Raw genomic sequence first — 22,073 nt, 5'->3', positions numbered from 1 at the left:
AAAATCATCTGCTGCGGCAACGTCGCCAGGCGATTATGATTCCGCTTACGCTCAACAGCCAGCCGGCCATCCTGAAAACACGCGTCCGCAAGTCGCTCTGTAAAAGCCCCAGCAGGTGCTCCGCCTCGATGTTGAATTGCGCCGGTTGCAGCTCGCCGCTGGCCGTGCGCACGACATGTGACAGAACGTCGCAGTGAATGGGTTGCGACAGCCCACTGACCACTTGCCGCATACTTTTTTTGCATACCCTGCGCGGCGGCGCTGTGCCAGAATTGGGTTCTCAATCATTTCAGAAAGCCGATCGTGCAAGATTCTACGCAAGACCCGCTGGTCTATCTCAATGGCAGCATGACTCCGCTGTCTGAAGCGCGCATCCCGGTGCTCGACCGTGGTTTCATCTTCGGTGACGGCGTGTATGAAGTGGTGCCTATCTATGGCCGCAAACTGTTCCGTTCAGAACATCATCTGGCGCGCCTGTTCCGCAGCCTGGCGAAGATCAGTATTCCGAATCCGCATGACAAGCAACAATGGCTGGCGCTGATTCAGGGCGTGATCGACGCCCATCCGGCGGCTGACCAGATGGTCTACATCCACGTCACCCGCGGTGTCGCCAAGCGCGGCCATGCGTTCCCGAAGGAGCCGCTGACGCCGACGGTGTTCATCATGACCAATCCGTTGGTATTGCCGGGCGCCGCCTTGCGCGCCAGCGGCGTGCCATGCGTATCGATGGAAGACCAGCGCTGGCTGCATTGCGAAATCAAGTCGACTTCGTTGCTGGGCAATGTGCTGGCGGCGCAGAATGCGGCCGAGCACGGTGTGGTCGAGGCGATCCAGTTCCGCGACGGCTGGCTGACCGAAGCGTCGTCTTCCAATGTCTGGATCGTCAAGCATGGCAAGCTGATGGCGCCGCCCAAGAACAACCTGATCCTGGAAGGCATCCGCTACCAGTTGATCGAAGAGTTGTGCGCCGCCGGCGACATCCCGTTCGAGTCGCGCCGCATTGCGCGTGAAGAAGTGTTTGGCGCCGACGAAGTGCTGCTGTCGTCGGCCACCAAGGAAGTGTTGCCGGTAGTGACCATCGATGGCAAGACTATTGGAAACGGCGCCCCTGGTCCCATATACAAGCAGTTATACGAGGCTTATCAAGCGGCAAAGGCAGCTTGATCGGAAGAATTTGTTGCACTAAGCAGTAGCAAGATTGCAGGATGGAAAACTCAGCGTCTTTCCATCCTGTTTTCATTTGTGCAACGAATCCTTGCGGATTGTCTTACCTTTGATAAGCTTGGGGGAGTAAACTACCTGTCTGCACCACTATTGAAGAGCAACCACCATGACCAAGCCCATCGATCCCAGCAAACCCGTCGACCTGACCGCAGACATCGATCCAGCCGATAGCCTGATCGAATATCCCAGCGTTTTTCCGATCAAGATCATGGGGCCGACGCATGACGCTTTTGCGGAAACCATCGTCGGCGTGGTGATCCAGCATGACCCTACCTTCCATATAGACAAACTGGAAGTGCGGCCATCGTCCAAGGGTAATTACACCGGCCTGACGGCCAATGTGTACGCCACCCATCGCGAGCAGCTGGACAATCTGTACCGCGCCTTGTCTTCGCACCCGATGGTCAAGATGGTCTTGTAGCGCCATCCTCAAGGGGCAGTGGCGGCGGCCCGGGCCAGTCGCTCTGCGCCTTGAAAATCTTCACTTCCTCCATCAGCCAGCGATGAAACGCTTTTACCTGCGGTTTGTTCATGGCTTCCGGGGTACAGGCAAAATAGTAGGAAGTCGGGCAGCGCGCGACGACATCGAACAAGCGTATCAACTGTCCTGACGCGATTTCCTGCAGCGCAATCGCATGCCTGGTCAATGCAATCCCCAGTCCGTCCGAGGCCGAACGCAGCAGCATCGACGCATCCTCGATCTGCAAGCCGCCGGTCGGCTCCACCAGATCCACTTTGGCGGCATCGAACCACGGCAGCCACGACGCCTCGGTATCCATCCGCAGCAGGCTGCACTGTTCCAGTTCCTGTGGCGATTTCGGCAGGTTGCCGTTGCGGTAGGACGGGCTGGCCACCGGATAATAAAAGTCGTCCATCAGTTTTTCGACCACCATGCCAGGATAGTTGCCAAAGCCGAATCGCAACCCGACATCAATCGGTTCGCGCGCCAGGTCGTTGAGGTGGCTGCTCGATTGCAGCAGCACTTCGGTATCCGGATGCAAATCGATGAATTTCCACAGGCGCGGCGCCAGCCAGCGCGATGCAAACGACGGCAAGGCGGAAATCGTCAATCGTTTCTGCTTGGCGTCGAATTTCAAGGCTTCGGCGGCAAGCGCGATTTCATTTAGCGATTTACGGATGGTGGCGGCGAAGCGCTGCCCCTGTTCGGTGATGGTGATGCGCTTGCCGTTGCGAATAAACAACTGCACGCCCAGTTCCTGTTCCAGGGCTCGGATTTGATGACTGATCGCCCCCGGCGTCACATAGATTTCTTCCGCTGCGCGCGAAAAGCTGTCGGTGCGGGAAGCGGCTTCAAAGGCGCGCAGGGCAGATAGATTTGGCAGTTTTCTGAGGTCGGCCATGACGAACCTGGATTTATGTGAGAAAAATTAGCAAGAGAAGGGAAAATTACTCGTTTTGTTAACACTCTTGGATTGATTATTATGACTCTGTAGAAACAAGAAACGGCTATATCAAGGGCTCTAAAGATGTAGCGGTCAATATACCAGCAGTTTCAAGGAGTGACATCATGAGAAAATTATTAGCTAACGAATCGCTGACTATCGTCGCCGGACAAGCCATGTCGGTGACCGCGCCGGTGGCGCAAACCTTGCAAATCACGCAAGGCCGGGTGTGGGTGACGGTGTCGGGCCAGGGCGACGATTATTGGTTGTCCGCCGGTCAATTCCTGAATGTCGCCGCCGACAGCCATATCGTGATCGAAGCGCACAAGGGCAATAGCGTGGTGCAGGTCCAGCAGCAAGCGACCCGCCTGCCTGCGATCAGCGCACGTGCCGGCTTCAGCAAGCCAATGTCGGCAGGACGTACTCCGGCAACTTGCTAATCAGACACTGGAGATGCAAGACCAGATCACGTTTTACGGCAACGCCGGTTCCGGACATGCCTATAAAGTCGGCCTGATGCTGGCCGTCAGCGGCGTTGCGCACACTTATCAGTCCATCGATATCGACCAGCCGCGCCATTTGCGGCCGGAGCCGTTCCGCAGCCTCGCCAAATTTGGCGAGGTGCCGTTGCTGGTGCACGATGGCCAGCCCTACATCCAGTCCGACGCGATTCTCATGCATCTGGCGGAGCATACCGGCGGCTTCGGCGCCGAGTCGGCGCTGCGCATGGCACGCGTCCGTGAATGGCTGTTCTGGGAGGCCAACCGGCTGGGCATGTGTTTGCCGCAGTTGCGCCAGGCGCGCAGCTTTTCGCCGCAGGATTATCCCGCGGGCGCGCTGACCTGGCTGCAAAGCCGGTTTGACCTGGATATCGCCAAGCTGGAAGCAGAGCTGGTCGACGGTCGTCATTTCATCATCGACGAGCTGCCGACCATCGCCGATTTTTCCCTGTGCGGCTACCTGTTCTGGGCCGATGCCGCCGAAGTCACCCTGCCGCCGCGCGTCGTTGCGTGGCTACAACGTATTAGCGAATTGCCTAACTGGCAATCGCCAGAGAGTTTGCTGGCCCCCTGAGGACCTGACGGTGGGCCGGCGTGCCAGCCGTTTCTGCACGCCGGCCGCTTTTTTCGTTACACTTGCGTCTATGTCCAGTGCGCAGCAACTCCGTTCCCCAGATTATCCGCCCAGCCCCCAGATCATCCAGCGCGGCGTCGAATCCTACCAAGTCAGTTTTGACGCCATGCGCGCGTTTACTGCCGCGCGTACTGCCGATACGCCCGACCAGTTGTGGATCGTCGAGCATCCGCCGGTGTATACATTAGGCTTGGGCGCCGATCCCAGCCATGTCTTGGCGCCCCATGATATTCCTGTGATCCAGACCGACCGTGGCGGCGAAGTGACTTATCACGGCCCCGGGCAGGTGGTGATTTACCTGTTGCTGGACCTGCGCCGCCAGCGTCCTTCTGCGCGCCTGTTCGTGCGCGAATTCGTGCAAAGTATCGAGCAGGCGGTGATCGACACGCTGGCAGCGTATAATCTGGCCGGTGAACGCAAGCCCGGCGCGCCTGGAATATATGTTGCCGACGGCGCCTGGCAAGGTGCGAAAATCGCCGCTCTAGGCTTGAAAGTCAAGGCCAGCGGCTGCACTTACCACGGTGTATCGCTCAATGTCGCGATGGATCTGACGCCTTTTTCCTGGATCAATCCGTGCGGCTACGAAGGCCTGCAGACCATCGATATGAAAACGCTAGGCGTTGATATTGCTCTCTCTGAGGCGCAGTTAGCGCTTGCTCACAAACTGATAGAAAATTTAACTGCGCGTTTTAACTGAGCCCCTTTACGGGACTCCAGCAAGGATTTGCCTAGACCATGACTACAGAAACCACGCCGTCGCTGCCCACTGAAACCGCAGTCGCCACCGGTGCCTACAATCCGTCCGAAAAGCAGAAGGGCGCCAGCAAGACCGCGCGCATCCCGATCAAGATCATCCCGATCGAGCGCCTGAAAAAGCCGGACTGGATCCGGGTCAAGGCGGCGTCGCCTTCCTCGCGTTTCTATGAAATCAAGGACATCCTGCGCGCCAACAGCCTGGTCACTGTCTGCGAAGAAGCCAGCTGCCCGAACATCGGTGAATGCTTCGGCAAAGGCACGGCCACCTTCATGATCATGGGCGACAAGTGTACCCGCCGCTGCCCGTTCTGCGATGTCGGCCACGGCCGCCCGGATCCGCTCGATGTCAACGAGCCGGAAAATCTGGCCAAGACCATCGCCGCGCTGAAACTGAATTACGTGGTCATCACCAGCGTCGACCGCGATGATCTGCGCGACGGCGGCGCCGGCCATTTCGCCGAATGCATCCGTCACGTGCGCGCGCTGTCGCCGAACACCCGCATCGAAATCCTGGTGCCGGACTTCCGCGGCCGCATGGACCGTGCGCTGGAAATCCTCAACCTGGCGCCGCCCGACGTGATGAACCACAACCTGGAAACCGCACCGCGCCTGTACAAGGAAGCGCGTCCGGGTTCCGATTATGAATACTCGCTGAACCTGTTGAAACGCTTCAAGGCGCTGCATCCGAACACCCCGACCAAATCCGGCATCATGGTCGGCCTCGGCGAAACCGATGAAGAAGTCTTGCAAGTCATGCGCGACATGCGCGCCCACGATGTCGACATGCTGACCATCGGCCAGTACCTGATGCCAAGCGGGAACCACCTGCCGGTACGGCGTTACGTCCATCCTGATGTTTTCAAGATGTACGAAGAAGAAGCCTACAAGATGGGCTTCGCCCACGCCGCAGTTGGCGCGATGGTGCGCAGTTCTTATCATGCAGACCAGCAGGCGCATGATGCCGGGATGGTGGTGAACAAGTAATTTATTTATTGGCCCGGTCTTGGCGTTGACTGCCGGGCAGCTTGCATTGTGTGCCGTAACAAACTTTGAAAAAGCCATATCGCTCTACGAGCGGTATGGCTTTTTAGTTTATGACGCCGGATATCCTCTGTCAGGGCGCGTTCGCACTTCCAATTCGAATGTGAACAGACCCTAAGTCGTGCAACCTTCATTCTGAGTTCATGGTGGTCAGAAATGCGAAACGATTGTCCGTTTCGAACAATTTCCCAGACGTAATTGTCGATTAAGATTTAAGCGCTAGGAAACCACATGTCCGCTGCAAGCGGCCGGTTGCGCGATCCGTAGCAAGCTCCGCGGCCAGCAGCAGCGTCAATGAATAACATCTGGAGACAGTGATGAAAAAAACATTTATACGTTGTGGAATGATGGCGTGCTTACTTGCCACGGGCAGCATTGGTGTCGCCCATGCCGGATTGTTTGATAATCCGTTCGGCAAGGTATCCAACCCGGTGGCGGCAAGCAGCCAGGTTGCCGCTCCGGCATCGGGCGTTGCCGCCGCAAGCGCAGCCGACCCGTTTTATACTTACACCGGCAGCACCCCGTTGTCATCGCTGCCGTTGGGCACAGTGCTCAAGCAAAGGACGGTGAATTATCACGTGGCCGGAATTTTACTCCCGGTGAAGGTTACCCAGCTACTGTACCGCACCAACAATGCGCAGAAGCAGGCGGTCGTCAATGTGACCTCGGTCATCAAGAGCACGAGCCTGTTCCCTAACGGTCATGCGATCTCTTACCAGTCGGCTTACGACTCGCTGAACCCACAGGATGAGCCATCGCGCGTGATTGCAGGAGACCGCTCGCTAGGCGGCCTTCTCTATAGCGGTGAATCGGTTGCGCTCGCGCCGATACTGGCGGCGGGTTATAACGTTATCGTCCCGGACACGGAAGGACAGACTGCAGACTTCCCGGTCGGCCCGGAAGAGGGTATGACGACCCTTGATTCGATCCGCGCGGTGTTCAATAGCCCGTCGATTGGCATGACGCCTTCCAGCAAGATTGCGTTGATCGGTTACTCTGGCGGCGCAATCGCCACCGATTGGGCCGCGCAACTTGCTCCGACCTACGCGCCCGATGTCAACAAGCGGTTGGTCGGCGCTGCCTTCGGCGGACTGTTGATCGATCCCATGCACAACTTGAGTTATGTTGACGGCAGCATTGTCTGGGGCGGCGTTGCGCCAGCGGCGATGGTCGGGTTGGCGCGCGCCTACAATATCGATTTGACGCCTTATCTCAACAGCGATGGCGTGGCCTTATTCAACACGATTCAGAACCAGTCGCTAATCCAGATCTTGCCGCCTAATCTCGGCTTGCATTGGACCACCTTGTTCAAGCCGCAATATGCCAGCGATCTGAATAGCATTCCGGACGTCGTGCGCATGGTCAATAACGTGAACGCCGGACTCATCGGAGAGCCGACGATCCCGATCTATTTCACCCAAGGTAGCGTAGGCATTCTCAACGGCACTTTCAATCCCTTGCCTGGCGATGGCGTCATGCTTGCCGGCGACGCGCGTACTTTGGCACAGCAGTTCTGCGCGAGCGGTACATCTGTCCAATATACAGAACCCCCGTTCGAACACGCCGCTACCGCCGTAGTGTGGGCAGCCGGGATGTTGCCTTGGATTTATGAGCGTTTCCTGGGCATACCTGCGTCAGATAATTGCGCCTTGATCCAATCTCTGCCGGGCAGCTCGCTGGCAGCCGAGACGGTTCACTAGTACCAGCGCAAAGCGGGCCGGCATCGGCCGCCCGCTCCCCCGGATCAGCGATTGATCAGCTCCAGCTCCGGTTTGCCGTAGCGCTGACCGACGATCTGCTCCTCATCCAGCACCGCGCGGATGGTGGCCAGTTCGTCGGAGCGCAATACGATATCAGCGGCGGCCGCATTCTCTTCCAGATGCCTGATTTGCCGCGCGCCAGGAATCGGCACGATGAAATCGCCCTGCGCCAGCAGCCATGCCAACGCCAGTTGCGCCGGCGTGCAGCCGCGTTCGCTGGCCAGCGGCGCCAGCGCTTCCAGCAGGATGCGGTTGCTTTGCAGCGCGCCATCCTGAAAACGCGGCAAGCTGCGGCGAAAATCGTCGGCCGCCAGTTGCTCGGCGCTATTGATTTTGCCGGTCAGGAAACCGCGGCCCAGCGGGCTGTACGGCACAAATCCTATGCCTAGCTCAGCGCACAGCGGCAAAATCTCTTGTTCCTGGTCGCGGCTCCATAAGGAGTATTCCGACTGTACTGCGGCGATCGGATGCACCGCATGGGCGCGGCGCAAGGTGGCCGCGGACATTTCCGACAATCCAAGATGCCGCACTTTACCGGCGTGCACCAGATCAGCCATGGTACCCACGACCTCCTCGATCGGCACCTGCGGATCGACCCGATGCTGGTACAGCAGATCGATGGTTTCCACTCCCAGCCGCTTGAGCGATGCTTCGACCACGTCGCGCACATGCTGCGGGCGGCTGTCGACGCCGACTAAACGCGCCATGCCTTGCACTTCTTTGCTTTCCGGCAGGATCTTGAATCCGAACTTGGTGGCGATGGTGATCTTGCTACGCACCGCCTTGAGGGCCCGTCCGACCAGTTCTTCGTTGATGTAGGGGCCGTAAAGTTCGGCGGTGTCGAAATGGGTGACGCCGAGATCGACTGCATGCTGCAGGGTCTTGATGGACGTGGCGTCATCGCTGGCGCCGTAGCCGAAGCTCATGCCCATGCAGCCCAGGCCGATGGCGGAAACTTGCAGGCCATTGCGGCCAAGTGTGCGGGTTTTCATTGGAAATGTTCTTTCGGTTGTGATGATGGGTTGAGTATCCTCTGTGCAATTACTGGTGATAAGCCATGTTATATTTGATGTAATACTGAAAATAATTCATCAATGAACAAACCTGACCTGACCGAACTGGACGCCTTTGCCAGCGTCGCCCGCCATCGCAGCTTTACCAAGGCGGCGTTGGAATGCGGAGTTTCCGCCTCGGCGCTGAGCCACGCCATGCGCACGCTGGAAAGCCGTCTCGGCGTGCGCCTGCTGAACCGCACCACACGCAGCGTGACGCCGACCGAGGCGGGCGAACAGTTGCTGTTGCGGCTGGGGCCGGCCTTGCGCGAGATCGGCGAGGCGCTGGACCAGGTCAACCGGTTCCGCGACACGCCGCGCGGGAGTTTGCGGCTGAACGTGCCGCGCATGGCCGCGCGCTGGCTGCTGGCGCCGGTTTTTGCGCGTTTCCTGGCGGCGTATCCGGACATCCGGCTGGAAGTGGTGACCGACGATGGCCTGGTCGACATCGTTGCGCAGGGTTTCGACGCCGGCATCCGTTTCGGCGAAACCCTGGCGCGCGACATGATCGCGCTGCCGATGGGACCGCCGCTACGCCTGATCGTGGTCTGTTCGCCGATGTATGCGGCGCGCCGTGGCCTGCCGCGCCATCCGCAGGATCTGAAACAGCACGCTTGCATCGGCCGCCGTTTTCCCAGTGGCGCGCTGTATGCGTGGGAGTTTGCCAAGGACGGCGAGACGCTGGCGGTGACGGTCGACGGCCCTCTGCTGCTGGATGACGACGAGCTGATGCTGGGCGCCGCGCTGGACGGCATCGGCCTGAGTTACCTGTATGAGGGGCAGGCACAGAAATGGCTGGCGCAAGGTCGGCTGGTGCGGGCGCTGGACGACTGGTGTCCGCCGATTCCGGGTTTCTTTCTTTACTATCCCGGCCGGCGCCAGTTGCCGACCGGTTTGCGCTTGTTTATCGAAATGCTACGCGCCAGCCTGGAACGATCAGAGTAGGATCAAGCTAAAGATGTCTATTTTATTGTCTTGTTGCAAGTTTTTAAGGGTATCCTTGAAAGCGCCTAAGCAGGACGCCGCATCGATTGCTTCACCGATAGGAGCTCGCCCATGATTCGCATCCGACTGATCCCCTTGCTTGCCGCCTGCCTGATCTTTCCTGTGGCCGCCATGGCCCAGCAGGCATTTACCAGCAAGCCCGTCAATTTGCGCGCCGGTCCGGCGCGCGATTATCCGCTGGTGGCCCAGCTTGCGCCAGGCACGCCGGTATCGGTGGCCGGTTGCATCAACGGTTATAGCTGGTGCGATGTCACTTTGCAGGATGGCAATCGGGGCTGGGTCTATGCGCAGAATCTGAGTTATCCGTATCAGGGTAACCAAGTGCCGCTGATTACCTACGGCGGCGCCATCGGATTACCGATCATCGCTTTCTCGCTGGGGACTTATTGGGGCCAGTATTATCGCGGCCGGCCGTGGTATGGCCAGCAGTCGCACTGGGCGCACCGGCCGCGGCCGCCGACAGTACGGCCGCCGCCAAGACCGCATCCGCGGCCGCCGGCAATTTTGCCGGGAAAGCCGCATCCTCCGGGATTAGGCGGTGGCCAGCGTCCCCCGCCAAGCGGCATCAGGCCGCCAGGCGGCAGACCTCCGGGCGGCGGGCGGCCACCGAATGGCGGCAACCGGCCTCAGCCACGCTGATTGACGAGGAGGTCTCCGGGACAAGCCCGGCGCCTCGCCAACTTATTTGCCGCGTCGCATCTGCGCCAATGTCGCCAGTTGTGCGGTGGCTTGCGCCAGTTCGGCTTGCGCCAGCGCATAGTCGATATCCGAATGCAGGTTTTGCAAGCGTTCCTCGGCTTGCTGCCGCGCCAGGGTGGCCTTGGCTTCATCCAGGTCCTTGCCGCGGATGGCTGTGTCGGCCAGGATGGTGACGGTATGCGGCTGGACTTCGGCATAGCCGCCGGCGACATAAATGAAATCATCTTCGCCCGTGGGGCGTTTGATATGGACTGCGCCCGGCTTCAGGCGCGTCAGCAGCGGCGTATGGCCGGGCAGGATGCCGAGCGAGCCATCGATGCCGGGTAGAGTGACCAGTCCGGCGCTGCCAGCGTACAGCTCGCCTTCCGGACTAACGACGACGACTTGAGTTTCCGACATACGGGTTCCTGTAGCTATAGTCATCAGGGTGCAGCTCGCACCCTGTCGAGTCTATGATACAAGATCGGCCGCGCCGGAATCAGGAAATTCGCTGAACCGGTCCGGACAATATTCAGTGCAGCTGGCCGCCGCCTTCGGCTACATCCTGCTGCAAGGTCATGGCGCTCTGGATTGCCGCCCGCAAGCCGTCGATCACGGTGTCCAGCGCCAGGCTCGGCTGGCCGGGATGGCGCGCCGCCTGCGACGGGATGTAAGGGATGTGGATGAAGCCGCCGCGTACTGCCGGCGTGTGCTGCGCCAGCTGATGCATCAGGCCGTAGAACACATGGTTGCAGACGAAAGTGCCGGCGGTTTGCGATACTTCTGCCGGGATGCCGCCTGCGCGCATTGCCTTGACCATGCCTTTGATCGGCAAGGTCGAAAAATAAGCCGCGGGGCCGTCGCCATAGATAGCCTGGTCGATCGGTTGGCGGCCGGCATTGTCGGTGATCCGCGCATCATCCACATTGATTGCGACTCTTTCCAGCGACAGCTGGCTGCGGCCGCCAGCCTGGCCGACGCAGATCACCAGCACCGGCTTGCATTCCGCGAGCAGCTGATCCAATAGGTCCAATGCCTTGCCGAACACGCAAGGCAGTTGGCGCGCCACGACCTGAGCGTCTTCGCATTGCCAGCCATCGAGCGCGCGCACCGCTTCCCAGGAAGGATTGAGCGGTTCCTGCTCGAACGGTTCGAAACCGGTGAGCAAAATATTGTGGGTAGTCATATGGCTGCCTCAGTTGACCGGTTCCAGCGCCAGCATGGCGAAGGTCGCCAGCCAGTGCTCGCCGGCATATTCGCCGCTGACCACATTCGGCAGGCCGGCTTCGATATGACGCCGTGCCGCGGCGTTCAGGATGGCGCCAGCCGGATCGGTTTCCGGCAGGCGCCGCGCGATCCGCTTCATGCACCAGGCGCGGCTCAGGTTCAAGCCGTTCAGGTGGGCGATCTTGGGGTCGCTATGGTCGCTGACATCGGCCGGATTCATCAGGCGATCGATATCGCCCAGCGCCGGCAGATACTGGGCGAACCAGTCGGGGAAGACATCCGGCTCCAGCACATCCGACATCAGCAACGCTTCGGTCAGCGCCGCTGACAGGAATTCATCGCCACCGGGCTCGTAGTGCGCCGGATAATTGCTGTCGCCCATGTAGTAACGGCAGGAGGCGGTGACCACGGCGCTTTCCAGTTCCGCATCGTTGCGATGGCGGGCGAAATCTAGGATCAACTTCAAGGCGAAGGCGCTGTTGTAATGGGTGCCGACCCGGATCGCGTAGCTCAGTTTGGCGAAATAGCTGAACACGCGGCTGCGGATTTCCGCCACCAGCGGTTCCATGGCAGCGAGCCAGGATTTGGCTTTCGGCTGCTTCCAGGTTTGCAGTTCCTGCGCCAGCGCGACGATCCAGGCCCAGCCGTAAGGACGTTCAAACGATACCCGTCCCGGCGTCTGGAAGTAAGCCAGTTCCTGCTGCATGTTGGCGGCGGTGAAATGTTCGTCGAACAGCGCCGTGATCTGATCCTGCTGCGGCAGCGTCGGATACAGGCGCGCGCAGCGCGCCAGCAGCCAGTAGCCATGCACCGCCGAATGCCAGTCGTAGCAGCCGTAGAACACCGGATGCAGCGCGCGCGGCGAGAGCACATCGTCCGGTCCGTTGAGGACATGCATGATGTGGTTCGGATATTCGTGGCGCAGCGAACGTAACGGCAGGCCCGCGAACGCCGAAACCTGATCGAGAGTGAGGTGCATGGTTGCTCCTTAGCGGAATACGATGAAGTACATCAGGAGGATATTCGCGGCAAGCAACGTCAGCGCCGTTGGAATCTGCGTCTTGATGACCAGGTATTTATCTTTCAGCTCCAGCAGCGCCGCCGGCACGATGTTGTAGTTGGCCGCCATCGGCGTCATCAGCGTACCGCAATAACCTGCCAGCATGCCGATGGTAACCAGCGGCGCCGGATCGGCGTGCTGGCCGTTGATCAGGAACGGCAGGGCAATCCCGGCCGTCATCACCGGGAAAGCCGCAAAGGCGTTACCCATGATCATGGTGAACAGCGCCATGCCGACACAGTAGATCACCACCAGTAGCAGACGGCTGTCGGGATTGACGAACAGGGCGACGACTTCCTGCACCGATTTGCCGGTTTGGGCGACGACGAACACACCACCCAGCATGGCCAGCATCTGCGGCAGGATTGCAGCCCAGCCGATGGCATCGACCAGCCGGCGCGATTCGCGCACCGCTTGCAACGGCGTGCCGCCGGTCAATTTCCAGCCGGCCAGGATGGCGCAAACGCTGGCGATGCACAAGGCGGCAAGGGTCAGCTGTTTCTGATCGAGCAGATAGACGCCGCCGATCGCGACATTTTTCAGCAACACCGTACACAACACGGTGATCAGCGGGATCAGCAGCGCCGGCAGGAAGATCCAGTTGCCGAGGCGATTCGCCGACGCTTGGCGCTCTTCGGCGCTGCGTTGCAGATAGCTGCCGGCAGATAGCAGGCCGCAACCGGCGATCAGCGAAATCACCACCACCACCACGCCGATGATGCGATAGGCCATCGGTTTGCCGAGCCCGGCCACCAGCATGTCGCCGAACAGGAATACCGAGCCGAACAGGAACCAGAACAATGCCGTTGTCAGGCGTTTCGGATTGCCCTTGTCGCGCAAGGTCATGCCGACCAGCAACATGACGATGATGCCGACCAGGTAATAGATTTCATTGATGGTGAGCAGGGTTTTCATGCGGCCACCTCTTTGCCTTCAGTTTTTTTCCAGGCTTCGACATCGCGCCGGATACTGGCGTCGAGCCGCGTCAGGCGCGCCATGTGGATGACCAGGGCGGCAAGAGCGGTGGGGATGGCCCACAGGCCGAGATGCAGCGGTTCGATATTGGTGATGCCGTTTTCCTTGAGGAAGGCATCGATCAGGAGCACCGCACCGAAGGCGATGAAAATGTCTTCGCCGAAAAACACCGCGATGTTGTCGCAGGCAGCGGCATGGGCGCGGATCTTGTCACGGATCGGCAACGGCAGCTCGCCGTACCTGGCGACTGCAGCGCCTTCCACCATCGGCGCCAGCAGAGGCCGCACGGTTTGCGCCTGGCCACCGATATAGGTCAGACCGAGTGCGCCGAGGCCTTGGCGCAGCACGAAATACAGCATCAGGATGCGCGCCGAAGTGGCGTTCGCCAGGCTGGCGATCCAGTCTTGCGCGCGTTCCTTCAGGCCGTAGCTTTCCAGCAGGCCGATCACTGGCAAGATCAGCAGGAAGGTCGCCAGTGAACGGCTGTTGACGAATTTCTCGCCAAAGGTTTCCAGCAGCGTCCCGAGATCCATGCCGACCGACAGTCCGGTCGCCAGGCCGGCCACGGTAACCACCAGCAAGGGATTGAATTTAAAGGCAAAGCCAGCCACCACGATGGGTATGCCTATCAGCGGCAGTAATTCCGTTACGGTCATTGCTATCTCCTCAAGTTGATGGCGGTCGTTGTCGCGCGCCGATTTTATTAACTACGTGGTGTGGTGATTGGTGGTGATTGGTGCGTCGGTAAAAATCAACCCAGCAAAGGAAACAAGCTATCGCCGCCGCCCGTCTGAGGTGCGCGAATGGCGATGCCTTGCTGCTTCAGCTCGCCATGGATGCGCCGTGCAAATGCCAGCGCATGCGCACCATCGCCGTGCAGGCAGACGGTGTCGGCCTTGACCGCCGCCCAGCTGCCGTCAATCGCGTGGACCTTGCCCTCGCGGATCATATGCATGGTTTGTGCCAGGGCCTGTTCTTCATCGTCGATCAGCGCGCCTTCGGTGCCGCGCTTGACCAGGCTGCCGTCGGCCATGTAGCCGCGGTCGGCAAACACTTCTTCCACCGCATGCAGGCCGGCGCGGTGGGCGGCGGCGATCAGTTCGCTGCCGGCCAGGCCGAACAGGGCTAGCGACGGATCGACATCACGGATCGCGGCGACGATGGTGTCCGCCAGATCCGCATCGCGCGCCGCCATGTTGTACAGCGCGCCATGCGGCTTGACGTGCGCCAGCTGCGCGCCATGGGCGCCGGCAATCGCCGCCAGCGCGCCGATCTGGTACTGCACGCCGCTATAGATTTCATTGGCCGGCAACTGCATTTCAGTGCGGCCGAAATTATCGCGGTCGGGAAAGCTCGGATGGGCGCCGATGGCGACGCCCTGCGCTACCGCCCAGCTGACGCATTGTTGCATCATCAGGGCGCTGCCGGCGTGCCAGCCGCAAGCGATATTGGCCGAGCTGACCAGCGCCAGCAATGCTTCGTCGCTGCCGTTGTCTTGTTCGCCGAGATCGGCGTTGAGATCTACCTGCTGCTGTGATTTGTCTTTCCTGGGCATGGTCTGCTCCTTATCGCTATCTGGCCGGACGCAGCCAGTGCATCGCGGTTTCAATCTGTTGTAGGTACAAGGCCTCTTCACGCAATGCCGCGCGGGCCTCGGTGGCGTCGGACTCGACGAATTGCAAGGTACGGTTGAAGCGCAACTGCGCCAGCTTTGCCAGATCGGCGCCGATCACCACGCCGATCTTGGGATAGCCGCCGGTGGTCTGCGCATCCGCCATCAGCACGATCGGCTGGCCCGCCGGCGGTACCTGGATCACTCCTGGCAATACGCCGTGGGATAGCAGGTCGACGCCTTTCTTGATTTTCAATTCAGGGCCGCTCAAGCGAAAACCCATGCGGTTGCTTTGCGGCGTCAGGGTCCAGCTGCTGCTCCAGAACGTCTTTTGCGCGGCAACGCTGAACAAGTCATATTCGGGGCCGGGGATGACGCGGATCGCTATTGATTCGGCATCGTCGGGCTCATACCACGATGGCGCGCGCACACCGAATGAAGGCGTGGTGTGGATAGCCGCCGCCGGATTGTCCGGCGCCCCGGCGGAGAGCGCATCGCCTTCCGTCAGCGCGCGGCCGCCGTGGCCGCCAAAGCCGGCTTGCAAATCGGTGGCGCGCGAGCCTAGCTGGGCAGAGGCATTGACGCCGCCGGCGACTGCCAGGTAGGCGCGCATGCCGTGCCGTGCCGCATTCAGTTTGAGGATCTGGCCGGGGCGCGCGCGTACGCTCCACCAGGGCAGCAGCGGGCGGCCGTCCAGGGTCGCGCCGAAATCGGCGCCGCCGAGGGCGATGCGGGTGTCGAAAGTGAATTCCAGTTCGCAAGGGCCGAGCGTGAATTCGATGGCGGCGCTGTCGCGCGGATTGCCTACCAGCAGATTGGCGATGGCCAGCGCGGTGCGGTCCAGCGCGCCGGACTGGCAAATGCCGAGATGGCGAAAGCCGCTGCGTCCCATGTCCTGGACCGAGTTGATGCGGCCGGCGCGGATGATCTTGATCATGCCAGCACCTCGCTGGCGACAAAGCGCACGCGGTCGCCCGGCTGCAGGAGGGTGGGCGGATTGGCGGCGGGATCGAACAGCTGCAGTTCACTGCGGCCGATCAGTTGCCAGCCTCCCGGCGAGGCCGCCGGATAGATGCCGGTCTGGCTGCCGCCGATGCCGACCGAGCCGGCCGGCACGAGCAGGCGCGGCTCGCTGCGGCGTGGCGTCGCCAACTGTGGATCGAGTCCGCCGAGATAGGGAAAGCCAGGCTGGAAGCCGATGAAGTAGACGATGTATTCAGCCGCCGTGTGGCGCTTGACGATGTCGGCCGGCGACAGGCCGGTGTGAATTGCCACCTGTTCCAGATCGGGGCCGCTGTCGCCGCCATACACCACGGGAATCTCGATTTTCCGTCCGGCCTTCTGGCTGATCGAATCGGCATCCCATGCAGCCTGGAGTTTTTCGGCCAGTTGTGAGCCGTCGCTAGCCAGCGGGTCGAACAGGATGGTCAGGTTATTCATGCCGGGCACTACATCGCGTACATGCGGCCAATGCGCCGCCTTGGCCGCGATCGCCCACAAGCGTTGCTGGCATTCGAGAGTGGCGCTGGCTCCGGTGTTCAGTATCAGAGCGTTTTCGCCAAGAGCATGTATGACGGATTGAGTCATTGCGGCCGGATTCCTTCTGTACGGTATCAGCTAGGCAGGACAAGGTAAAAATGTCGCGCGGTAAATCCTGCGACGGCTATCCTTGCCCCTGACTGATCAGTTCAACATGCAAATTACCAGGAAAATAATTGTGAACAGCTGTCGTCGTACTGCGCCGTATCGTCTGCCCCAACCAGCTCGCTCTTTTTAAAAATCAGAGTTTAAGCAAAGAGCAATATCGTTCATCAAAAATAAAATGTCAATAAATCGTATGTAAATAGTTTATATTGTTGTTGAAATGCAGATGACAATCCATGTCAATGCGTCTCAAATTCAATCTGGTTTTTGTGCAACTGGTTGTATGATTTGGTTTTCTTGGCGTTTAGTGGGATACCTATGAACGTTGCCGCACCTAAAATCCTGTCCTCTGCCCATCTGGCTTCGGAAAGCAGCGTCGAATTGTCTGAGCTGGAATATGCCTTGATTATTGCGGGCAATGCCTTCAACCGCTGGATGGCGCGCTGCATGTCTGCCGCCGGGGTCAAGGATATGACACCGGTGGAAGTTTCTTTGTTGCACCATGTGTGCCACCGCGAACGTAAAAAAAGCCTGGCTGACATCTGCTTCGTATTGAATATCGAGGATACACACATTGCCAGTTATGCACTGAAAAAACTGGTGAAAGCGGGTTACATAAAGAGTGAGAAAGTCGGCAAGGAAGCGTATTTCTCCGCCACTGAAGAAGGTTATGCGCTTTGCCTCAAATATCGTGAAATGCGCGAGGAGTGCCTGATCACCGTGTTGTCCGATACCGGCCTCTCGAATCAGTCGCTGGGCGATGCGGCAAAACTGCTGCGTACCGCATCCGGTTTGTACGACACCGCTTCGCGCGGCGCGACTTCGAGGTAGCTTAGGACTTGCATAAAAAAAGGCGCTCCGGGCGCCTTTTTGTTTATGTTGCCAGTGCTTTGTCGAGCAGGGCGTGCAACTCGGCGAACTTGGGCTCGCCCACGTAACGCTTGATGATATTGCCTTGCTTGTCGATCACAAAGGTGGTCGGCGTCAGCTTGACGTCGCCGAAGGCATCCGCCAGTTTGCCTTGCGTATCCAGCGTGACCTGGAATGGCAGGCTGCGGGTCTGGACGAAGTTGACGACGTAATTGGGCTGGTCGTAGCTCATCGCCACGGCGACGTAATCCAGGCCCTTGTCCTTGTAGGCATTATAGGTCTGCACCATTTTCGGCATTTCCGCGACGCAGGTGGTGCAGCTGGTGGCCCAGAAATTCACCATCACCACTTTACCGCGCAAGCTCTTCAGCGATACCTGTTCGCCCTTGAGATTGGTGAAGCTGACATCCGGCGCTGCATGTGTATTTGACATCGACATGTACCCGCCCACCGCCAGCACCGCTACCGCGGCTACGGCTGACAGCTTGATCCAGAGCCGCTTGCCGGTCGTGTTTTCAATTTGAGCTTGCATGACAGGAATCCAATACGAGCTAGGCCCGGGAACATTCATTATAGCCATCTGCCGCCTGATTTGCCTGAAAGCCTGGATTTGCGCTTGGCTAATCGTCGAACTGCCAGGGATAGGCTTGGTAGGTGGCGGCGACGGCGGGCGGGATCGGCGCTTCTATGCCGGCGCAAATGGCGCGCAGGATATCGGCGCTGGTAAGCTGCAAGGCGTTGCCGTCATCGGCCGCCGCCAGCAGCGCCTTGATCAGTTGCGGCTTGGCGAGCGGCGCCAGTTGATTGGCGTTATCCAGCGCCTGGCGGACACGCGGGAAACTGAGACTCGCGCCGTCGCAATAGTCATGGCTGGCGAGCTTGAGTTCAGAGCAGGCGGTGGCGCCGCGCAGGAACGCGGTCAGCCGCGCCGCCGTCATGTCGGTGCGATCGGCCGGCACCGATACGTGCGCTACCAGCGACAGCAACAGCGCAACGTCAGGACCCAGGTCCGACAGGCGATTGAATCTGATTGGCACCAGACGTCCTGCGCGTGGCGCCAGGCGGCGCGTGAGGATGGTTTGCAGCACGAACTCGGCCAGCGTGATGCGGCTGTCGGCGGCGATCAACTGATCGACTATGGCAAGCAGATTGTCGCGCTCCGGTTGCGTCAGCTGCCACAGTGCAGGCGCGGCCAAGTCCACCAGAGGCAGCCGCGCACTGAGCGGCAACCGGGCAATCGACTCTGCCAGGAAAGTGGTCATGGCGGCCTGTTGCGGCGCGTCCGCCTTCAGGATCGCCAGTTGCGCATCGCGTTCCGCGCCGTCGCCTAGCAACATCGCATAGATGACCGCACGGGCCGCTACCGGATTGCGTACCGCGCCATCGAGTTGCGCCGGCAGCGGCGATTTGTTGCCGCTGCTATTGCCGAATTCGAGAGAGGGCGTGGCCAGTCCCGCCGCACCGAAAGACGGTGCCGATGGCTGCATTGCGGGGCCGTCCCCGGCGCCTGCAAAGCCGGCCGCGGCAAAAGGCAAGTCCGGCATGCGCTCAGCGTGTTCAGCATACGGCGTCTGCAATTCGGGCGCTTCCAGCGGCGACATGCTTCTGCCGTAAATCCGTTTCAAACGCTCCATCAGCGGCGGATGCGTGGCGAACCAGCCATCCAGCAGATTGGGGCGCGCGCTGCCGAGAAACAGATGCGACAGTTGTTCTGCGTTGGGATGATTGATTTGCGAACCGATCTTTTTGCCGTCGGTAAGGCCGCCGATCTTGCGCAAGGCGCCGCCGATGCCTTCCGGATTGCGCGTGAACTGCACCGCGCTGGCATCGGCCAGGAACTCGCGCTGGCGCGACACCGCGGACTTGATCACGCGGCCGAAGAAGATGCCGATATAACCCACCACGAACAGCGCCAGGCCGGCGAACAGCATGACCAGCTGCCACGGTGGCCCTTTGTCGTCGCGGTTACTGGTAGAAAATCGGCCGAAATTCATCAGCTGCTGGCCGAAGCCGGCAATCATCTGGATCCCGAACAAGACCCCGATCAGATGCACGTTCAAGCGCATGTCGCCGTTCAGGATATGGCTGAATTCATGGCCGACCACACCTTGCAGCTCATCGCGCGTGAGCCGGTTGAGGGTGCCGCGCGTGACCGCGACCACCGCTTCATTCTGGTTGTAGCCGGCGGCAAAGGCATTGATCGAATCTTCCTGCTCCAGCAGGTAGACTTTGGGGCAGGCGATGCCGGAAGCCAGCGCCATTTCTTCCACCACGTTCAGCAAGCGCCTTTCTTGCAGGTCGCCGGTGGCGGGCGAGATCATCCGGCCGCCGGCCATCAGCGCCACGGCATCGCCGCCGTCGCGCAAATTGAAGGTCTGGATCAGGGTGCCGCCGCCGATCAGCGCCAGCGTGATCAGGGTATTGATGGCGAAGAAGCCTTTGGGATAGCTGTGCAACAGCTCATGGTGGCTGCCGAACTTGAAATTCCACAGCAACGCCATGGCCAGATTGACCGCGATGACGATGGCGATGACCGCCAGCGCGAACAGGAACACCAGTTTCCTGGTCTCCTGCCGCGCCTGGTGCTGCTGTTCAAAGAAAGTCATGTAGGCGGTTCAGTCAGGATCAGGACGGATCTTAAAAGGTGACCTTGACTGCCTTGCGCTCTTCCGGTGCTTCCGTAGCCTGCAGCAACTCGGCCTGCTTGAACGCAAACATGTTAGCCAGGATCGAGCCCGGGAACTGTTCGATCGCCGTGTTGTATTCCATCACGCTGTCGTTGTAGGCCTGGCGCGAGAAGCCGATCTTGTTTTCGGTGCCGGTCAACTCTTCCGTGAGTTGCATCATGTTTTCGTTAGCCTTCAAATCCGGATAGGCTTCCGACAAGGCAAACAGCTTGCCCAGGCTGGCGCTCAATGCGCCTTCGCTGGCGGCCATCTGCTGCACCGCCGCAGCGTCCGTGGCGTTGCCGCCGACCTTGGCGTTCGCAGTCACCGCCTGGTTGCGCGCCGAGATCACGGCTTCCAGGGTTTCGCGCTCGTGTTTCATGTAGCCCTTGGCGGTTTCCACCAGGTTCGGGATCAGGTCGTAGCGCCGTTTCAGCTGGACGTCGATCTGCGCAAAGGCATTCTTGAAGCGGTTGCGAAAGCTCACCAGACGGTTATAAATGCCGACAACCCAAAAGACGATGACAAGCACGATTGCCAGAAAGATGATGAAGCCGATCATGTTTTTCCCCAAAAAAAAGCCGCCGGACATTTGTCCAGCGGCAACGGTACTCGAGTCGTCAAGGAAATGCAAGCCGCTTCCGGCCAACGTCCTGTTTTTAAGGCTGTGCGGTTGGCTTGGCCGTATCTCTGGGTGCAGATGACATTTGTGTCAGCTCGTCTTCGGTAATGTATTCAAACACCTTGACGACTTTCTGCACGCCGCTCACGCCGGCAGCGATTTCACCTGCACGTTTGCCTTCGCGTTCGGTTACCCGGCCCATCAGGTAGACATTGCCGCGTTCGGTCACGACCTTGATCGAATTACCGAATACATCCTTGGCGTCGACCAGGGAGGCAATGACTTTGCTGGTGATGAAGGTATCGTTGGAGCGCGAGGAGAAGGAAGACGGTGCGCCGATCGCCAGTTCGTTCGCTACCGAATGCACGTTTTCAATCGATTGCGCCTCGCGTTCCGCGGCAGCCTTGGCGGCATCGTCGCGTACTTCACCGGTCAGCAGCACCTTGCGGTTATAGCTGGTGGCATTGACATGCCCATCCTGGCCGACGACGCCCGGAATCCGGGTTTCGGCCTTGACCATGATGGCTTTGTCTTCGGTCTGGGCGCCCAGCGTGCGACGGTCGGTTGCGGCGAAGCCGCCGGCCACCGCGCCGCCCAGCGCCAGCGCCACGCAACCTTGCAAGCCCATCACCACAGCGCCGCACAATGCTACCGCAGCCAATGGCCGTTGCAATTTGCTCCAGCGCGTTTGCAGTTCACTTTGCCCATCAATCATTCGCATCTCCTCCAAATAAAGCGACATCGATGCCGTCGCATAAGCAGTGAATCGTTAGCAGATGCACTTCCTGGATGCGCGCGGTGCGGTCGTGCGGCACACAGATATGGACATCTGCTTCAGTCAGTTTCTTGCCGATGGCGCCGCCGCCTTTGCCGGTCATGGCCACCACCCGCATGTCACGCTCCAGCGCGACTTCAATCGCTGCCAGGACGTTGGCGGAATTACCCGAGGTCGAGAACGCCAACAGTACATCGCCGGCTTGTCCAAACGCTTGTACCTGCTTGGAAAAGATTTCGTTGTAGCTGTAGTCGTTGCCAACCGCGGTGATGATCGAGGTATCGGTCGTCAGCGCCAGGGCCGGCAGCGGCAAGCGCTCCCGTTCAAAGCGTCCCACCAGTTCAGCGGCAAAATGCTGGCAATCGGCAGCCGAGCCGCCGTTACCGCAGGCAAGAATCTTGTTGCCATTGGACAGCGCTGAGAACATAAGTTCAACTGCGCTCGCAATCGGCCCCACCAGGACTTCTGCTGCGCGGGCCTTGAGTTCGGCACTTTCGTTGAAGTGCGCCAATATACGTTGATTTATCATGATGTCGGTATGGAGAGTGGAATGCCGTGGCTGGTTTCTG

The 22,073-nt window shown here is 59.8% G+C and carries 25 protein-coding genes; 10 read left to right on the top strand and 15 right to left on the bottom strand.

All coding sequences use genetic code 11. The annotated features are described in order from the left end of the window. Nucleotides 1-348 precede the first annotated feature (348 nt). Nucleotides 349-1,164, top strand: coding sequence for a D-amino acid aminotransferase (locus ABI171_RS04135; protein ID WP_348091488.1), 816 nt, complete (start codon nucleotides 349-351; stop codon nucleotides 1,162-1,164). Between the two features lie 166 nt (nucleotides 1,165-1,330). After that, nucleotides 1,331-1,645 (top strand): DUF493 family protein, encoded by a 315-nt coding sequence (locus tag ABI171_RS04130; protein ID WP_348091337.1) that lies wholly within the window; start codon nucleotides 1,331-1,333, stop codon nucleotides 1,643-1,645. Here ABI171_RS04130 and gcvA read toward each other — a convergent pair. Then, entirely contained in the window at nucleotides 1,629-2,585 is a 957-nt protein-coding gene (gcvA, locus tag ABI171_RS04125; protein WP_348091336.1) for a transcriptional regulator GcvA, read from the bottom strand. The genes ABI171_RS04130 and gcvA overlap by 17 nt on opposite strands. A gap of 167 nt (nucleotides 2,586-2,752) precedes the next feature. Here gcvA and ABI171_RS04120 point away from each other — a divergent pair, with 167 nt between their 5' ends. From ABI171_RS04120 to ABI171_RS04100, 5 genes are all read left to right on the top strand, one after another. Next, nucleotides 2,753-3,067 (top strand): DUF2917 domain-containing protein, encoded by a 315-nt coding sequence (locus ABI171_RS04120; protein ID WP_348091335.1) that lies wholly within the window; start codon nucleotides 2,753-2,755, stop codon nucleotides 3,065-3,067. A 13-nt stretch (nucleotides 3,068-3,080) separates the two neighbouring features. Then, on the top strand, nucleotides 3,081-3,701 hold the full coding sequence (locus ABI171_RS04115) for a glutathione S-transferase family protein (protein WP_348091334.1): 621 nt from the start codon (nucleotides 3,081-3,083) through the stop codon (nucleotides 3,699-3,701). Nucleotides 3,702-3,771: 70 nt separating this feature from the next. Beyond that, on the top strand, nucleotides 3,772-4,458 hold the full coding sequence (lipB, locus tag ABI171_RS04110; protein WP_348091333.1) for a lipoyl(octanoyl) transferase LipB: 687 nt from the start codon (nucleotides 3,772-3,774) through the stop codon (nucleotides 4,456-4,458). Between the two features lie 38 nt (nucleotides 4,459-4,496). After that, nucleotides 4,497-5,501 (top strand): lipoyl synthase, encoded by a 1,005-nt coding sequence (lipA, locus tag ABI171_RS04105; protein WP_348091332.1) that lies wholly within the window; start codon nucleotides 4,497-4,499, stop codon nucleotides 5,499-5,501. Nucleotides 5,502-5,875: 374 nt separating this feature from the next. Next, nucleotides 5,876-7,258: a lipase family protein gene (locus ABI171_RS04100; RefSeq protein WP_348091331.1), complete on the top strand. Its 1,383-nt coding sequence runs from the start codon at nucleotides 5,876-5,878 to the stop codon at nucleotides 7,256-7,258. 44 nt (nucleotides 7,259-7,302) lie between these two features. Here the strand turns inward: ABI171_RS04100 and ABI171_RS04095 are convergent, their stop codons facing one another. Then, on the bottom strand, nucleotides 7,303-8,310 hold the full coding sequence (locus tag ABI171_RS04095; RefSeq protein WP_348091330.1) for an aldo/keto reductase: 1,008 nt from the start codon (nucleotides 8,308-8,310) through the stop codon (nucleotides 7,303-7,305). A 102-nt stretch (nucleotides 8,311-8,412) separates the two neighbouring features. On the opposite strand from ABI171_RS04095, the gene ABI171_RS04090 reads away from it, so the two are divergent. Further along, entirely contained in the window at nucleotides 8,413-9,315 is a 903-nt protein-coding gene (locus ABI171_RS04090) for a LysR family transcriptional regulator (RefSeq protein ID WP_348091329.1), read from the top strand. Nucleotides 9,316-9,426: 111 nt separating this feature from the next. After that, complete coding sequence (locus ABI171_RS04085) at nucleotides 9,427-10,014, top strand: SH3 domain-containing protein (RefSeq protein WP_348091328.1); 588 nt, start codon at nucleotides 9,427-9,429, stop codon at nucleotides 10,012-10,014. A 42-nt stretch (nucleotides 10,015-10,056) separates the two neighbouring features. Here ABI171_RS04085 and ABI171_RS04080 read toward each other — a convergent pair whose 3' ends face one another. The 8 genes from ABI171_RS04080 to pxpB all read right to left on the bottom strand — a co-directional run bounded on the left by ABI171_RS04080 (nucleotide 10,057) and on the right by pxpB (nucleotide 16,514). Beyond that, the gene (locus ABI171_RS04080) at nucleotides 10,057-10,473 is read right to left on the bottom strand and encodes a F0F1 ATP synthase subunit epsilon (protein ID WP_348091327.1); all 417 of its coding nucleotides are present in this window, start codon (nucleotides 10,471-10,473) and stop codon (nucleotides 10,057-10,059) included. A 112-nt stretch (nucleotides 10,474-10,585) separates the two neighbouring features. Beyond that, the gene (gene pcp, locus ABI171_RS04075) at nucleotides 10,586-11,239 is read right to left on the bottom strand and encodes a pyroglutamyl-peptidase I (RefSeq protein WP_348091326.1); all 654 of its coding nucleotides are present in this window, start codon (nucleotides 11,237-11,239) and stop codon (nucleotides 10,586-10,588) included. A gap of 9 nt (nucleotides 11,240-11,248) precedes the next feature. Then, the gene (locus tag ABI171_RS04070; protein ID WP_348091325.1) at nucleotides 11,249-12,259 is read right to left on the bottom strand and encodes a DUF2891 domain-containing protein; all 1,011 of its coding nucleotides are present in this window, start codon (nucleotides 12,257-12,259) and stop codon (nucleotides 11,249-11,251) included. A 9-nt stretch (nucleotides 12,260-12,268) separates the two neighbouring features. Further along, nucleotides 12,269-13,255 carry a DUF979 domain-containing protein gene (locus ABI171_RS04065; RefSeq protein WP_348091324.1) on the bottom strand — a complete coding sequence of 329 codons (987 nt, stop codon included), beginning with the start codon at nucleotides 13,253-13,255 and terminating at the stop codon, nucleotides 12,269-12,271. Continuing rightward, on the bottom strand, nucleotides 13,252-13,971 hold the full coding sequence (locus ABI171_RS04060; protein ID WP_348091323.1) for a DUF969 domain-containing protein: 720 nt from the start codon (nucleotides 13,969-13,971) through the stop codon (nucleotides 13,252-13,254). The genes ABI171_RS04065 and ABI171_RS04060 overlap by 4 nt, the downstream gene beginning before the upstream one ends. A gap of 95 nt (nucleotides 13,972-14,066) precedes the next feature. After that, the gene (pxpA, locus tag ABI171_RS04055) at nucleotides 14,067-14,870 is read right to left on the bottom strand and encodes a 5-oxoprolinase subunit PxpA (protein WP_348091322.1); all 804 of its coding nucleotides are present in this window, start codon (nucleotides 14,868-14,870) and stop codon (nucleotides 14,067-14,069) included. Between the two features lie 16 nt (nucleotides 14,871-14,886). Beyond that, nucleotides 14,887-15,864, bottom strand: coding sequence for a biotin-dependent carboxyltransferase family protein (locus ABI171_RS04050; RefSeq protein ID WP_348091321.1), 978 nt, complete (start codon nucleotides 15,862-15,864; stop codon nucleotides 14,887-14,889). Continuing rightward, nucleotides 15,861-16,514 carry a 5-oxoprolinase subunit PxpB gene (gene pxpB, locus ABI171_RS04045; protein ID WP_348091320.1) on the bottom strand — a complete coding sequence of 218 codons (654 nt, stop codon included), beginning with the start codon at nucleotides 16,512-16,514 and terminating at the stop codon, nucleotides 15,861-15,863. Before pxpB ends, ABI171_RS04050 begins: the two co-directional genes overlap by 4 nt. A gap of 375 nt (nucleotides 16,515-16,889) precedes the next feature. On the opposite strand from pxpB, the gene ABI171_RS04040 reads away from it, so the two are divergent. Further along, a complete protein-coding gene (locus ABI171_RS04040; protein WP_348091319.1) occupies nucleotides 16,890-17,402 on the top strand; it encodes a winged helix DNA-binding protein in 513 nt (170 codons plus the stop codon). A 43-nt stretch (nucleotides 17,403-17,445) separates the two neighbouring features. Here ABI171_RS04040 and ABI171_RS04035 read toward each other — a convergent pair whose 3' ends face one another. The 5 genes from ABI171_RS04035 to ABI171_RS04015 all read right to left on the bottom strand — a co-directional run bounded on the left by ABI171_RS04035 (nucleotide 17,446) and on the right by ABI171_RS04015 (nucleotide 22,033). Continuing rightward, nucleotides 17,446-17,973 carry a TlpA disulfide reductase family protein gene (locus ABI171_RS04035; RefSeq protein ID WP_348091318.1) on the bottom strand — a complete coding sequence of 176 codons (528 nt, stop codon included), beginning with the start codon at nucleotides 17,971-17,973 and terminating at the stop codon, nucleotides 17,446-17,448. Nucleotides 17,974-18,061: 88 nt separating this feature from the next. Continuing rightward, entirely contained in the window at nucleotides 18,062-20,047 is a 1,986-nt protein-coding gene (locus tag ABI171_RS04030) for a M48 family metallopeptidase (RefSeq protein WP_348091317.1), read from the bottom strand. A gap of 31 nt (nucleotides 20,048-20,078) precedes the next feature. Next, nucleotides 20,079-20,669 carry a LemA family protein gene (locus tag ABI171_RS04025; RefSeq protein WP_348091316.1) on the bottom strand — a complete coding sequence of 197 codons (591 nt, stop codon included), beginning with the start codon at nucleotides 20,667-20,669 and terminating at the stop codon, nucleotides 20,079-20,081. A 97-nt stretch (nucleotides 20,670-20,766) separates the two neighbouring features. Continuing rightward, nucleotides 20,767-21,444 carry a BON domain-containing protein gene (locus ABI171_RS04020; RefSeq protein WP_348091315.1) on the bottom strand — a complete coding sequence of 226 codons (678 nt, stop codon included), beginning with the start codon at nucleotides 21,442-21,444 and terminating at the stop codon, nucleotides 20,767-20,769. Continuing rightward, nucleotides 21,437-22,033 carry a phosphoheptose isomerase gene (locus tag ABI171_RS04015; RefSeq protein ID WP_348091314.1) on the bottom strand — a complete coding sequence of 199 codons (597 nt, stop codon included), beginning with the start codon at nucleotides 22,031-22,033 and terminating at the stop codon, nucleotides 21,437-21,439. The genes ABI171_RS04020 and ABI171_RS04015 overlap by 8 nt, the downstream gene beginning before the upstream one ends. Between the last annotated feature and the right edge of the window lie 40 nt (nucleotides 22,034-22,073).

It is taken from the genome of Collimonas sp. (assembly GCF_039923675.1).
GTDB lineage: Bacteria > Pseudomonadota > Gammaproteobacteria > Burkholderiales > Burkholderiaceae_D > Collimonas.
This window is presented reverse-complemented; position numbering and strand designations above follow the sequence as displayed.